The sequence below is a fragment of the Kitasatospora sp. NPDC127111 genome, from assembly GCF_042677465.1.
In the GTDB taxonomy this organism is placed as follows: Bacteria; Actinomycetota; Actinomycetes; order Streptomycetales; family Streptomycetaceae; genus Kitasatospora.
This window is the reverse complement of record NZ_JBHXTG010000131.1, coordinates 1-12622: the sequence shown is the minus strand read 5'-3', so window position 1 is coordinate 12622 and position 12622 is coordinate 1. Positions and strand designations below refer to the sequence as shown.

Annotated in this window: 12 protein-coding genes and 1 pseudogene; 4 read left to right on the top strand and 9 right to left on the bottom strand. The window is 74.8% G+C overall.

Annotated elements, in window-relative coordinates:
* Positions 1–52 precede the first annotated feature (52 nt).
* The 3 genes from ACFVHB_RS39085 to ACFVHB_RS39075 all read right to left on the bottom strand — a co-directional run bounded on the left by ACFVHB_RS39085 (position 53) and on the right by ACFVHB_RS39075 (position 2011).
* Complete coding sequence (locus ACFVHB_RS39085; protein WP_380332536.1) at positions 53–607, bottom strand: hypothetical protein; 555 nt, start codon at positions 605–607, stop codon at positions 53–55.
* Between the two features lie 110 nt (positions 608–717).
* Positions 718–1449 carry a 2OG-Fe(II) oxygenase gene (locus ACFVHB_RS39080; RefSeq protein WP_380332533.1) on the bottom strand — a complete coding sequence of 244 codons (732 nt, stop codon included), beginning with the start codon at positions 1447–1449 and terminating at the stop codon, positions 718–720.
* A gap of 55 nt (positions 1450–1504) precedes the next feature.
* Positions 1505–2011, bottom strand: coding sequence for a methylated-DNA--[protein]-cysteine S-methyltransferase (locus tag ACFVHB_RS39075; RefSeq protein WP_380332542.1), 507 nt, complete (start codon positions 2009–2011; stop codon positions 1505–1507).
* A 95-nt stretch (positions 2012–2106) separates the two neighbouring features.
* On the opposite strand from ACFVHB_RS39075, the pseudogene ACFVHB_RS39070 reads away from it, so the two are divergent.
* Positions 2107–3006 (top strand): annotated as a pseudogene (locus ACFVHB_RS39070) (YncE family protein).
* 13 nt (positions 3007–3019) lie between these two features.
* Here ACFVHB_RS39070 and ACFVHB_RS39065 read toward each other — a convergent pair.
* From ACFVHB_RS39065 to ACFVHB_RS39055, 3 genes are all read right to left on the bottom strand, one after another.
* Entirely contained in the window at positions 3020–3364 is a 345-nt protein-coding gene (locus ACFVHB_RS39065) for a hypothetical protein (protein ID WP_380332530.1), read from the bottom strand.
* A 178-nt stretch (positions 3365–3542) separates the two neighbouring features.
* Complete coding sequence (locus ACFVHB_RS39060; protein WP_380332527.1) at positions 3543–4013, bottom strand: hypothetical protein; 471 nt, start codon at positions 4011–4013, stop codon at positions 3543–3545.
* A gap of 820 nt (positions 4014–4833) precedes the next feature.
* Positions 4834–5847, bottom strand: a complete 1014-nt coding sequence (locus tag ACFVHB_RS39055) for a WD40 repeat domain-containing protein (protein ID WP_380332524.1) — start codon at positions 5845–5847, stop codon at positions 4834–4836.
* 250 nt (positions 5848–6097) lie between these two features.
* On the opposite strand from ACFVHB_RS39055, the gene ACFVHB_RS39050 reads away from it, so the two are divergent.
* The 3 genes from ACFVHB_RS39050 (at position 6098) to ACFVHB_RS39040 (ending at position 9410) form a co-directional block, all read left to right on the top strand.
* Positions 6098–7222: a sugar ABC transporter substrate-binding protein gene (locus tag ACFVHB_RS39050; protein ID WP_380332521.1), complete on the top strand. Its 1125-nt coding sequence runs from the start codon at positions 6098–6100 to the stop codon at positions 7220–7222.
* Between the two features lie 68 nt (positions 7223–7290).
* Positions 7291–8070, top strand: a complete 780-nt coding sequence (locus tag ACFVHB_RS39045; RefSeq protein WP_380332518.1) for an ATP-binding cassette domain-containing protein — start codon at positions 7291–7293, stop codon at positions 8068–8070.
* Between the two features lie 71 nt (positions 8071–8141).
* Entirely contained in the window at positions 8142–9410 is a 1269-nt protein-coding gene (locus tag ACFVHB_RS39040; RefSeq protein WP_380332539.1) for a sugar ABC transporter permease, read from the top strand.
* A 24-nt stretch (positions 9411–9434) separates the two neighbouring features.
* Here the strand turns inward: ACFVHB_RS39040 and ACFVHB_RS39035 are convergent, their stop codons facing one another.
* From ACFVHB_RS39035 to ACFVHB_RS39025, 3 genes are all read right to left on the bottom strand, one after another.
* Positions 9435–10433 (bottom strand): endonuclease/exonuclease/phosphatase family protein, encoded by a 999-nt coding sequence (locus ACFVHB_RS39035; RefSeq protein WP_380332515.1) that lies wholly within the window; start codon positions 10431–10433, stop codon positions 9435–9437.
* Positions 10434–10687: 254 nt separating this feature from the next.
* The gene (gene galE, locus ACFVHB_RS39030; RefSeq protein ID WP_380332512.1) at positions 10688–11704 is read right to left on the bottom strand and encodes a UDP-glucose 4-epimerase GalE; all 1017 of its coding nucleotides are present in this window, start codon (positions 11702–11704) and stop codon (positions 10688–10690) included.
* Between the two features lie 113 nt (positions 11705–11817).
* Complete coding sequence (locus ACFVHB_RS39025; RefSeq protein ID WP_380332509.1) at positions 11818–12537, bottom strand: hypothetical protein; 720 nt, start codon at positions 12535–12537, stop codon at positions 11818–11820.
* Between the last annotated feature and the right edge of the window lie 85 nt (positions 12538–12622).

Below are 12622 nucleotides of genomic sequence, written 5' to 3'. Positions count from 1 at the left end.
GTCCGGGGTGCCCGCCGCGGCGTGGTCGGGCGCACCCCGGCCCGGAGAGGCCCTAACCTCGGCCGACCCGCGCGGGCGGGTGAAAAGTGATCAGTTCGCCGCCGATCTCCCAGGTGCCGCCGTCGGAGGTGGCGCCGCGCATGCCCTGGAGGGTGGTGGCGCCGGCGAGTTCGACGGCCGTGACGGTCCCGGTGGAGGCGAATCCGAAGGTCCGCGCCGGGTCCCAGTCGGTGCTGTGGCGCAGCCGTCGGCCCATCCGGGCCCACCCCCGCGGGCCGGCGGCCACGACCCAGGCGTCCGGGGCGACCGCCGTGAAGCGGCGTGCGGGGCGCAGCCAGGAGGCGGCGTCCTCGGGCCAGTCGACGACGGCGAGGACGACCCCGCCGCGCTCGCGCCACGCGTCGGCGAACGCGGTGGCGGCGGCCGTCGAGGCGGCGTCGCGGCCGTGACCGGCGACGATCGTCCGGATCCGCGCCCGCGGCGCCGTCAACAGGCCGAGGAGGGCGGCGAGTTCGGCATCGGTGTGCGGCGCGGGCGACGGCGCGAGGCCGTCGGGGCGCGGGCCGAGGGGGGACCGGGTGCGTGCGGCCTCCCGGGCGAGGTTCAAGACGGCTCCTCTCGGCCGCCCTTCCAGGCGGCGTACTGCGCGGGCAGGCAGACCGCGCAGGGGCGGTGACCAGAGGCGACGGCCGTCGCGGCGGGTCCGGTCACGGCCGGTCAGGCCGCGTCGTGGAAGACGAGGCCGAGGGTGTGGCGCCGACCGCCGCGCACGGTGCTGACGCCGTGGCGCATCGGTGCCGCGGACCAGCCGCGGGCGGAGGTCACCGGCCGGTCGCTGGTGGTGAAGACCAGGCCGTGGCCCTGCCGGAGCGTGACGGAGGTGCCGCGGGACTGGGCGCGCGGACGCTGCTCGACCATCAGGAACTCGCCGCCGGTGTAGTCCGTCCCGGGGGCGTCCAGGCCGATCACCACCTGGAGCGGGAAGACGAGCTCGCCGTACAGGTCGCGGTGGAGCGCGTTCCAGTCGCCCGGCCCGTAGCGCAGCAGGATCGGGGTGGGCCTGGTCTGTCCGGCCCGGTGGCACAGCTCCAGCCATTCGGCGAGGGTGTCCGGCCACGGCGCGGGCCGGCTCAACCGGGCCGCCCAGTCGCGGGCGACGGGGAGCAGGCGGGGGTAGAGCGCTTCGCGCAGCCCGGCCACCAGGGCGGGAAAGGGCTCCTGGAAGTAGCGGTACTGGCCGGAGCCGAAGCGGTGGCGGGCCATGTCGACGGTGGAGCGGAAGTGCCGCACCTCCTCGTACAGGGCGGCGATCCCGGCGCACTCGTCGGGGGTGAGGAGTGGTCCGGTCGGGGCGCAGCCGAAGGCGTCGAGTTCGCCGGCCAGGGCCGGCCAGTCGGTGCCGGTGAGGCGGTCGGCGGGGTGCGGGGCGAGCGGGGTGGTGAGGGCCATGGGGTTCGTTCCGGTCGGGGTCGGGTGCGGGGTTGGGATCGGGAGCGGGAGTGGGTCAGGCTGCGCGGAGCGTGCCCTCGTGCGCCAGGAGCTGGCGCTTGCGGTCGAGGCCGCCGGCGTAGCCGGTCAGCGAGCCGTCCGCGCCGATCACCCGGTGGCAGGGGCGGACCACCAGCAGCGGGTTGGCGCCGATCGCGGCCCCGACCGCGCGCACCGCCGCACGCGGGAGCCCGGCGCGCTCGGCGAGCCGGCCGTAGGTGGTGGTCGTGCCGTACGGGACGGTCTCCAGCGCCGCCCAGACCCGCCGCTGGAACTCGGTGCCGCCCGCGGCCCACTCCAGTTCGAAGCCCGCGCGCTCGCCGGCGAAGTACGCCCGGAGCTGCCGGACGATCTCGGCGAACGCCTCCGGCCGGTGCGTCCAGCCGCCCCGGACGACGGCGGCGTTCCGCTGCCCGGTCATCGACACCGAGGCGAGCGCGGTGCCGCCGGGCGCGGTGACGGAGGGTTCGCCGACCAGCAGCAGTTCGCCCACCTGGGTGTCGATCGTGGTGTAGGCGGTCAGGGTGGTGTCGGCGGTCATCGTGGCGTGCCCCTTTCTCGACGGTGCGGCTTCTCGACGGTCCGGACGTCGTCCCGTCCTGCCGTTCCGCCTCCACTCTGCTGGCCGTGACGCCCGATGACCGGCGGGAATCGGACACGGCATTGCGGGCCGGGGCACGGGCCCGCATCACCCGATCGGTTGACGCCCGGATCCACCGGACCGGGCCCGACGACGAGCCGGGCCGCCGACCGCCGGGGCCCGCCGGCGGCCCGAGGATCGATGGCGAGTACCGGGGCGGCGGCACGGGCATCGCGCGCGCCCCGGACGGCCGTCGGGTGGACGTCGGCGTCAACGTCCCGGGCGGCAACGGGGTGCTGGAGGTGATCGACACCGGGCGGCCGGAGGTCACCGGCACCGCCCCGGTCGGCCGCCGCCCGTTCGACGTGGACGTCGCCCCCGACGGCGGCGAGTCCACGTCACCGACCACGACTCCTTCGACGTCACCGTCGTACCCGCCGCCACCGTGCGCCCGCGCCGCGTCGAGTGGCCCCGTACGGCACCGCGGGCGGGCTCGGCTCCTGGCGGAGCCGCACCACGCCGCCGTCCGCCCCTCCGACGGCCGGCTGCTGCTGCCCTTCGAGGGCGAACGCCTGGTCGTGCTCAACCCGCGCACGGGGACCTCCGCCGTCGAGCCGATGACCGCCGACACCCACCAGCACGGCGCCACCGTCACTCCCGACGGCCGGCTGCTGGTCGTCGGCACCGGGCCGATCGACCCCGCCGAGGACGCCGGCCCCTCCCTCACCGTCCGCACGCCCGACGGGCGCGAGCGGGTCATCCCCCCGGACGGGCCGCACGAGGACGTCGCCGGCTCCCGGGACGGCCGCATCGCCTACGTCACCGGCGGCTACACCCCGGACGGCTCCTGGAACGGCATCACCGTGGTCGACCTGGACACCGCCACCACCCACCGCCTCCCCGCGGGCACCCGCCCGCTCGGCATCGCCGTCCTGTGAGCCGGCCGACCCGTCAGGGCTGCTCCTCGTGGTGCCCGCAGATCCAGGCCAGGGCGCCGTACGCGCCGAGCGCGTAGTCGGCGTCCACGCCGCGGGCGGCACCCGCGCGGATCTCCACCGCGGCGGCCTGGAACTCGGCGAGCAGCTGGGCCCGGCACGGACCGATCGCGCCGACGGCCGCCGCCGCCGTCACCGGGCCGCCCACCTGTGCGCCGACCGCCCAGCGGTAGGCGCCCACCACACCGTGGTCGTAGCGTGTCCACGGCGGCCGGCGGCTGTTCGCCCGCTCCAGGGCGGCGAAGACCTCCGCCGCCGAGCGCACGCCCACCGCCACCATCGTCGTCTCGTCGGCAGTCATGGCCCGACGCTACGACCGCCCCCGCCGCCGCGCCCGCCGACACGGGAGCAGGGGTCCGCCCCGGCCGGGCCGGCGCGGCGGCCGACGCGGTCGGTGCGGCACCGGCCGTGGGCGGTTCCGGGCCGCTGGACCGTCCGGGTGAAATCCTTTCGGCCGCACGGGCCGGGCCCCCGGCCGCTCACCGGCTCGCGATGCCCACCATGCCGTGCAGCAGGAGACCGGCGATCCGGGCCTCCTCCAGGCTCCGGGTGAACGCCTCCACCTGTTCGTGCGGCTCCAGGCCCATCAGCCCGGGCGGCCACGTGCCGGGCGGAACCACGATCACCGCCACTCCCCCGCGCCGTTCGGCGGCCGACAACCAGCCGGGCGACACGGCCACTCCCGAGGCCGGCTCCCAGACCTGCCGCCCGCCCACCAGCACCAGCCGCTCGAACCGGTGCCCGCCCACCTCGACCATCCCGGTCGTCGCCGGCGGCTCCCCGGCCGCGAGCACGAAGCCGCTGTCCACGGCGTCCACCACCAGCTCACCGTGCAGGCGCGCGCCGACCTCCACGATCGCCTCGGCCAGCCGCCCTCCCGCCACGTCCCGCACCGCGAACGCCCACACCATCGGCGCCCGCCGCGCCTCACCACCCGCCTCGTCTGCCACACCCAGCCCAACGACTCACCGACCCCAACGGCTTCCCGCGAGGTGGAAGTGGGGAGCGATGGGGCCAGCCTCCCCGGCCGGAGCAGGGGCGGGGTTGCGAAGGAGCCGGCCCACCAGCCGAAGCCGGGGTGCGCGAGCGAGGCGGTCGCCGAGGCGAAGGGGCGGGCCCACCGAGCGACGGCAAAGGACCCGCCCACCAGCCGGAGCCGCGGTCCGCGGATGAGGCGGACAGGGAGACGACGGCGCCCACCCACCGGCCGGAGCAAGGGTGCGCGACATCAGCGGAGCCGGGGATGGCGCAAGATCCGGCCCACCAGCCGGAGCGGCGGTGCGCGAGCGAGGCGGACGGGGAGGCGACGACGCCCGCCCACCGGCCAGAGCAGGGGTACGCGACATCAGTGCAGCCGGGGGTGGCACACGATCCGGCCCACCAGCCGAAGCCGGGGTGCGCGAGCGAGGCGGTCGCTGAGGCGAAGGGGCGGGCCCACCGAGCGACGGCAAAGGACCCGCCCACCAGCCGGAGCCGCCGTCCGCGGATGAGGCGGACGAGGAGACGACAGCGCCCACCCACCGGCCGGAGCAGGGGTGCGCGACATCAGCGGAGCCGGGGATGGCGCAAGATCCGGCCCACCAGCCGGAGCGGGGGTGCACGAGCAAGGCAAACGCCGAGGCGAACGGGCAGGCCCACCGACCGCTGCCGCCGTGCGCGAGCGAGGCGGACGGGGAGGCGGCGGCGCCCGCCCTCCGGAGGCGGAGCCCCACCGGCCGGAGCCGCGGTGCGTGGGTCGGGTGGACGATCCGGGTTCCGGCCTACCGGCCGTTACCCCCGGTGTGCGAGCACCGCCACGTGCGGGCCGAAGCAGACCACCAGCCGGTCGCCGGGCGCGGCCGCGACCCCGCGCACCGGGTGGGGGAAGCGCAGCACCGGGCCGATCCGCTCGTGCGTCGCCACGTCCCACAGGCGCAGCGTGCCGTCGTCGCTGCCGGCGGCCAGTACGGGCCGTCCGCCGAGGGCCGTGGCGGCCAGCGCCCACACCCCGTCGGTGGGGCCGTCCGGCATCGCCACCCCCTCCGGGCGGCCGGAGGACGGGTCCCACAGCCGTACGCGGCCGCGCCAGTCGCCGGTGGCCACGACGGGCCGGCCGGCCAGGTCGGCGAGGGCGACGGCGTCGACGGCGGAGGTGGTGGCCGCGCGGAAGGCGGCGATCGGGGTGCCGGTGGTCAGGTCCCAGAGGCGGACGTCGGGGTCGAAGCTCTGGTCCGCGTTCATGCCGCTGCTCGTGGCCGCGACCGGTCGGTCGCCGATCACCGCCACCGCGGCGACGTGCACGGGGTGGGTGTGGCCGTGGAGGGGGCGGCCGAGCTCGCGGCCGTCGGTGACGTCCCAGAACCGCACCGTCGTGTCCTGGTGGCCGGTGACCGCCACCGGGCGGCCGTCGAGCCGGGTCGTGGCCACGGACAGGGCGTCGTCGACGGGCAGGGTCCGCAGGCAGCGGCCGGTGGCCGGGTCCCAGGTGAACTCCGGTGCGCGGCCGTCGACGCCGAGGACGACGGGCCGGCCGTCCAGCGTGCCGAGGGTGACGTCGGCCCACCGGTCGACGGGCAGCTCGGCGAGCAGGCGTCCGTGGTCGACCTGCCACAACCGGGCCACCGCGTCCCTGCCGCCGGTGAGCGCGACCGCGCGGCCGCCGACGAGGGCCGTCGCCACGGAGGCGATCGTGTCCCGGTGGCCGGTGAGGCGACCGCCGGCCCCGTCGCCGTCGCCGTCACCGTCGCGCGGCCAGGTGGCCCACTCCACGCCCCAGGGTTCGGCGACCTCCAGCGCCTCCACCACGGGGGCCTCCGGACACGGGACGGCGGGAACGGCGGGAACGGCAGGGACACGAGGGAGAACGGCAGGAACGGCAGGGGCCCGGCGCGGGCGACGGAAGAACATGCCGTCAGTATCGGGCGCCCGCGCCACGGGCCCCCTGAGGGCCGGTCGGGCGGTTCGCACTACCCGTTCGGCGCAGCCCGGATCGTGGTGGCGGCCCGGTGTTCACAGACTCGGAGGCGGGGGTGGACTCAACCGGAGAGGCATCCTCATGACCAACGCTCTTCGCCGCGCCCTCGCGGTGACCGCCGTGCTTTCCGTCGGAATCGGCCTGGCGTCCTGTGGCAGTGCCAAGCAGTCAACCGGCGGCACGTCCTCGGGCAACGCGAGCGGAAACGCGAGCGGCACCGCGGTCGGGGCGATCAAGATCGGCCTGCTCCTGCCGGAGACCAAGACGACCCGGTACGAGCAGTTCGACCGGCCGCTGATCGAGCAGAAGATCAAGCAACTGGCGCCGAACGCGCAGATCGACTACTACAACGCCAACCAGGACGCGACGACCCAGCAGACCCAGGTCGACACGGCGCTGACCAAGGGCGACAAGGTGCTGATCCTGGACCCGGTGGACTCCAAGGCGATCCAGTCCTCCGTCCAGAAGGCCCACGACGCGGGTGTCAAGGTGGTCTCCTACGACCGCCTGGCCCAGGGCCCGGTCGACACGTACGTGTCCTTCGACAACCACAAGGTCGGCGAGCTGCAGGGCCAGGCCCTGGTGGCAGCGGTGGGCGACAAGGCCGGCGCCGGACAGATCATCATGATCAACGGCTCGCCCACCGACCCCAACGCGGCCGACTTCAAGGCCGGCGCGCACGCCGCCATGGACGGCAAGCTGAAGATCGGCAAGGAGTACGACACTCCGCAGTGGGACCCGAACACCGCCAACCAGGAGGCCGCCGCGGGCATCACCGCGATCGGCGCGAACAACGTCGTCGGCATCTACTCCGCCAACGACGGCATGGCCGCCGGCATCGCCACCGCGCAGAAGGCGGCCGGGATCAACGTCCCGCTCACCGGTCAGGACGCCCAGCTCGACGCCATCCAGCGCATCCTGATCAACACCCAGACCATGACGATCTACAAGCCCTTCAAGCCGGAGACCGACGCCGCGGCCGAGATGGCCGTCAGCCTGGCCAGCGGTGCGACCCTCAACCCCACCGTCGTGCCGACCACGGCGACCAACGGCAGCAACCACAAGGCGTTGGCCAACCTGATCACGCCGATCGTCGTGACCAAGGACAACATCAAGACCACCGTGGTCCAGGACGGCCTCTACACCGTCGCCCAGATCTGCACGCCGGACTACGCCGCCGCCTGCACCGCGGCCGGCCTCCAGTAATCCGACGCTGCCCCGAAACGAGCACGCCCCGTCTCCGAACAGGAGACGGGGCAAGGGAGTTGGTCACTGTGGCAGGTGAGACCGTATTGGCCCTGCGCGGGGTCTCCAAACGGTTCGGCGCCGTCCAGGCGCTCACCGGCATCGAACTGGAGGTGCACGCCGGCGAGGTGGTGGCCCTGGTCGGCGACAACGGCGCCGGGAAGTCCACCCTGGTCAAGGCGATCGCCGGGGTCCACCAGCCCGACGAGGGCGTCATCGAGTGGAACGGCAAGCCGGTCACCATCCACCGCCCGCAGGACGCCCAGCAGTTGGGCATCGCCACCGTCTACCAGGACCTCGCGCTCTGCGACAACCTCGACGTGGTCGGGAACCTCTTCCTCGGCCGCGAGATCCGGCGCTTCACCGTCCTCGACGAGGTCGCGATGGAGAAGCGCTCCCGCTCGCTGCTGGACACCCTGTCCATCCGCATCCCGAGCGTGCGCATCCCCGTCGCCTCGCTCTCCGGCGGTCAGCGCCAGGTGGTCGCGATCGCCCGCGCGCTGATCGGCTCGCCGAAGATCGTGATGCTGGACGAACCCACCGCCGCCCTCGGCGTCGAACAGACCGCCCAGGTCCTCGACCTGGTCGAGCGGCTGCGCGAGCAGGACCACGGCGTGATCCTCATCAGCCACAACATGGCCGATGTGATGGCCGTCGCGGACACCGTCGCGGTGCTGCGCCTGGGCCGCAACAACGGCGTCTTCGACAAGCGCTACACCAACCAGGAAGAGATCATCTCGGCCATCACCGGAGCCACGGACAACGCCGTGACCCGCAGGAAGGCCCGTGGCCAGGAGGGTTCCCAGTGAGCGAGAACTTCCCCGGGGGCACTGGGGGCGGCGAGCCCGAGCGCCACCACGTCCCGCTGCCCGAGGACACCATGCCCAAGGGCGGCGTCAACGAGCCCGTGCCGGTCGCGCCCGAGGCCACCCCCGCCGTCGACCCCCGGCTGATCGTCCGCCAGGAGGGCATCAAGGGCTACCTGGGCGAGTTCCGCCGCCGGCTGAGCAGCGGTGAACTCGGCTCGCTGCCCGTGGTCCTGGCCCTGATCGTGATCTGGGCCGTGTTCGGCAGCCTGAACAGCAGCTTCCTGTCCGCCCAGAACCTCTCCAACCTGTCCCAGCAGATCGTCGGCACCGGCATGATCGCGATCGGCGTGGTGTTCGTGCTGCTGCTCGGCGAGATCGACCTCTCGGTCGGCTCGGTCAGCGGCCTCTGCGCGGCGATCTACGCCGTCCTGAGCGTCACCGACGGCGTCAACCAGTACCTCGCGCTGATCACCGCCCTCGTCGGCGGTGCGGTGGTCGGCTGCATCCAGGGCGTCTTCTTCGCCAAGGTCGGCGTCCCCGCCTTCGTGGTCACCCTCGCCGGCAACCTCGGCTGGAACGGCCTGATGCTGCAGATCCTCGGCACCAACGGCACGGTCAACCTGCCCGGCAACGACATCGTCTCCCGGCTCTACAGCACCATCTACGGGCAGCAGATCGCCGCCTACGGCACGGCGGCGATCGGCGTCCTGCTGTTCCTGGGGGCCTCACTGTTCGACGCGCGTCGCCGCCAGGCCGCGGGCGTGCCGTCGCGTCCGCCGTCGGACATCGCGGTGCGGACGGTGGTGCTGGCGATCATCGCGTTCCTCGCCGCCTACACGCTCAACCAGTACAAGGGGCTGCCGCTGGCGCTCCTGATCTTCCTGATCTTCATCGTGGTGCTGGACTTCGTGCTGCGCCGCACCAGTTACGGCCGGCAGGTCTTCGCACTCGGCGGCAACATCGAGGGCGCCCGGCGCGCCGGCATCAACGTGTCCTGGATCCGGATCAGCGTGTTCACGATCTGCTCCACCATGGCCGCGGTCGGCGGCCTCTTCCTGGCCGCGCAGATCCAGTCGGCCAGCCAGACCTCCGGCGGCGGCAACCTGCTGATGAACGCGATCGCGGCGGCGGTCATCGGCGGCACCAGCCTGTTCGGCGGACGCGGCTCGACCTGGTCGGCGCTGCTCGGCGCGCTGGTGATCGGCTCGATCCAGTCCGGGATGAACATCGAGGGCCTGAGCAACGCCATCCAGTTCATGGTCACCGGTGCGGTGCTGCTGGCCGCGGTGGTCATCGACTCGCTGGCCCGCCGCACCCAGAAGGCCGCCGGGCGCGCCTGAACGGCGGCGCGCCCGCCCCCCGTCTCAGCCGGTCACCGCGAGTTCGGCGACCACGGCGCGGTGGTCCGTCCCCGGCACCCGGTGCTCGGCGACGGACACCGCCGTCAGCGCGTCGCCGTGCAGCACGTGGTCGATCTGGATCACCGGCGGCAGGTACGGGAAGTCCGCGTTGTCCTCCGGCCAGGTCGGCGAGCCGCCGCGGCCCAGTTCGGCGTGGGTGTCGGTGAGCCCGGTGGCGAGCAGCTCGCGCATCGGGGCGTGGTCGAGGGTCGCGTTGAAGTCGCCCAGGAAGACGGCGTCGCGGGTGGAGCCGGTGGCCGCCGCCCGCAGGTCGGCGAAGTCCCGGGACCAGCGCCCCGCGTCGCCCAGCGGGTAGTAGGTGTGCACGGCGGTCAGCCGCACCGTCCGGCCGCCCACCGCGACCTCGGCGGCCACCTGGGCCCGGGCCGCCTCCGACGCCGAGGCGTCCAGCGGGGCGAGCGGCAGCCGGGAGTAGAGCACGGTGTCGCGGCCCGGCCGGACCTGCCGGTGGGGCAGCAGCTCGGCGATCCCCGCCCGCTCCATCGCGGCGGGCGCGGCCCCCCAGTACTCCTCCATCGCGAGCACGTCGATCCGCTGCTCGCGCACCAGCTTCACCAGCTCGGCGGCGTCGACCTGCCCCAGGTACGCGTTGCTGGTGGCCACCCGCAGCCTCGGCGCGTCCGCCGCCACCGAGCCGCCCTCCGGGACGAACCGCGGCACCAGCCAGCAGAGTTGCACCACCGCGAGCAGCCCGGCCACCCCGGCGGCCCACCACGAGCGGAGGACCAGCAGCACCACCAGCGCCAGCAGGGTGGCCGCCGCGGCGTACGGCAGCAGCACCATCGGCACGGCCAGGGACGTCCCGTCGTCCCAGCCGCCGAGGCGCACCACGGCCAGCGCGGCCGGCGGCACCAGCGCGGCCGCGCCGAGCCAGGTCACGACCCGCCTGGTCCGGCCCCACCAGCCCACCCCGGACCGGCCCGCCGCTCCCTGCTTCCCCACCGTCTCTCCCGTCACTCGACTCCGCCGGAAGACGCCCCCGCCCTCCCCCTCGGTTCCGGCCCCCGGCCCCGACGACGGCGTGGTCGGGGCGTCGCACCCACGCCGGGGGCCGGCGGATCGGGGCACCGGCACCGGGCTGGCTCACCGAACCCGGTCCGCGGCACGGCGCGCAGACCCCCCGGGGCGACGGCGCGCGACGGCGCGCCCGCGCCCGGGCCCGGGGCGCGGGCCCGGCAGCATGAGTTGACGTGACGTCAGGCAGAGGCCAGGTGGGCGGTCCACTTGGTGCGCCAGGCGAGGGCGTCGGCGACGCCCTCGGCGATGGTGCGCCGGGCGGACCAGCCGAGCAGTTCGCGGGCGGTGTCGACGGCCGCGTAGCAGCCGAGCACGTCGCCCGGGCGGGCGGCGGCCTCGCGGACGTCGAGCCGGGCGCCGACGGCCTGCTCGAAGGCGGCGATCAGTTCGCGGACGGTGGTGCCCTCGCCGGTGCCGACGTTGATCACGCGGTAGCGGTCCTCGTCGTCGGGCCCGACCACCTCGTCGAAGCGGGTCAGCGCGGCGGCGTGGGCCTCGGCGACGTCCTGGACGTGGATGTAGTCACGGATGCCGGAGCCGTCCCGGGTCGCCCAGTCCACGCCGGTGACGGTGAACGGCGTGCCGTTGGTGTGCGCCTCGATCAGTTTGCCGAGCGCGTGGGTCGGGTTGAGGTCCTGCAGGCCGGTGCGCAGCTGCGGGTCGGCGCCGATCGGGTTGAAGTAGCGCAGGACGACGACGCGGATCCCCTCGGCGCCCTCGGCCCGGGTCCAGTCCTGGAGGACGTGCTCCATCATCTGCTTGGTGCGCGCGTACGGGCTGCCCACCTCGACCGGGCAGCTCTCGTCCACCCGGCCGTCCGGGGTGGGCGCGTAGAGGGAGGCGGAGCTGCTGAAGACGACCCGGGTGCAGCCGTTGCGCTGGAGGGACTCCAGCAGCTCGACGGTCTTGGCGACGTTCTCGCGGTAGTAGAAGAGCGGCTTGCCGACCGACTCCGGGACGACGATCCGCGCGGCGCAGTGCAGGGTGGCGCCGATCTCGGGGTGCTCGGCGAAGATCCGGTCGAGCAGCGCGCCGTCGGCGATGTCCCCCCGGTAGAACACCCGCCCCTCGACGAACTCCGGGCGTCCCTTGGACAGGTCGTCGAGCAGGACCGGCGTGATGCCCTGGTCCAGCAGTGCGGACGCGACCGTGCTGCCGATGTACCCCGCACCGCCGGTGATCAGGACCTTCTTCATACGCGACCGCTCCTCGCACTCGTCGGGGGCCTGGTGGCGCCCCGGTGGGGGTAGGGACGAGTCGATCGCGCACGTCGGTTCCGCCGGGCCTCCGGATTCCGGCGGGCCCGGGATCAGTTCCCGCGGGCGCGGCGGCGCAACCAGAAGCCGGCGCTGACCAGCAGGACGGCGGCGACGGCGGTGCCGATGGCGGCCCAGGTGGCGGCGTCCGAGGTGCCGTCCGCATCCGAACTCCGCGCGGCCGCGGTGGCGTTGCCGGGGCCTTGGGTGGTCGCGGTGGTGGCGGCCGCGGTCACGCCCGGGACCGGTGCGGCGACGGTCGCCGTGGGCCCGGTGACGGGGGCGGCGGTCGGTGCGGCGGTCGGTCCGGTGGTCGGTCCGGTGGCCGGCGGGGCGGGCGGTGCCGGGGTGGGCGCGGGCCCGGTGGCCGGCGGGGTGGGCAGCACCGGGTCGGTGATGGCGGCCGCCTCGACGTCGAGTTCGCGCTCGCCGTGCCCGAGGTCGGGGAAGGCGCAGTCGACGGTGACCCGCCAGTGCCCGGCCGGCAGCGTCTCCTTGGTGGTGTACGTCCCGGGGCGCCCGGGGACGGCCACCAGGCGCCACGGTCCCGCCGACCGGCCGTCGGCGGAACTGGCCGAGAGCGTCCCGGCGAAGTCCTGGGTGACCGGGTCGTGATCGTTCTCGAAGGTGGCGACGGTGGTGACGTGGCCGTTCTCCTGGCCGGTGACGTCGAGCCGGACGGTGTCGCCGTGGGCCGCCGCGGGCAGGGCGGCGGGTCCGAGGACGGCCGCCCCGGCGAGGGCGAGGGCGACGGCGAGCGGTCGGATGCGCATGGCGGGGGGCTCCTTGTGGGGAGGGCCGACGGGTGGGGGCCCCGCCCGGGGTGTAAGGCCGGGGGCGCCCCCCGGGGGGGTGGGA

Bases quoted from the DNA above. Each gene is read 5' to 3' on its own strand.
- ACFVHB_RS39065 (WP_380332530.1), bottom strand. From the start codon at position 3,364: ATGACTGCCGACGAGACGACGATGGTGGCGGTGGGCGTGCGCTCGGCG.
- ACFVHB_RS39040 (WP_380332539.1), top strand. From the start codon at position 8,142: ATGCCCAAGGGCGGCGTCAACGAGCCCGTGCCGGTCGCGCCCGAGGCC.
- galE (WP_380332512.1), bottom strand. From the start codon at position 11,704: ATGAAGAAGGTCCTGATCACCGGCGGTGCGGGGTACATCGGCAGCACG.
- ACFVHB_RS39080 (WP_380332533.1), bottom strand. From the start codon at position 1,449: ATGGCCCTCACCACCCCGCTCGCCCCGCACCCCGCCGACCGCCTCACC.
- ACFVHB_RS39050 (WP_380332521.1), top strand. From the start codon at position 6,098: ATGACCAACGCTCTTCGCCGCGCCCTCGCGGTGACCGCCGTGCTTTCC.
- ACFVHB_RS39025 (WP_380332509.1), bottom strand. From the start codon at position 12,537: ATGCGCATCCGACCGCTCGCCGTCGCCCTCGCCCTCGCCGGGGCGGCC.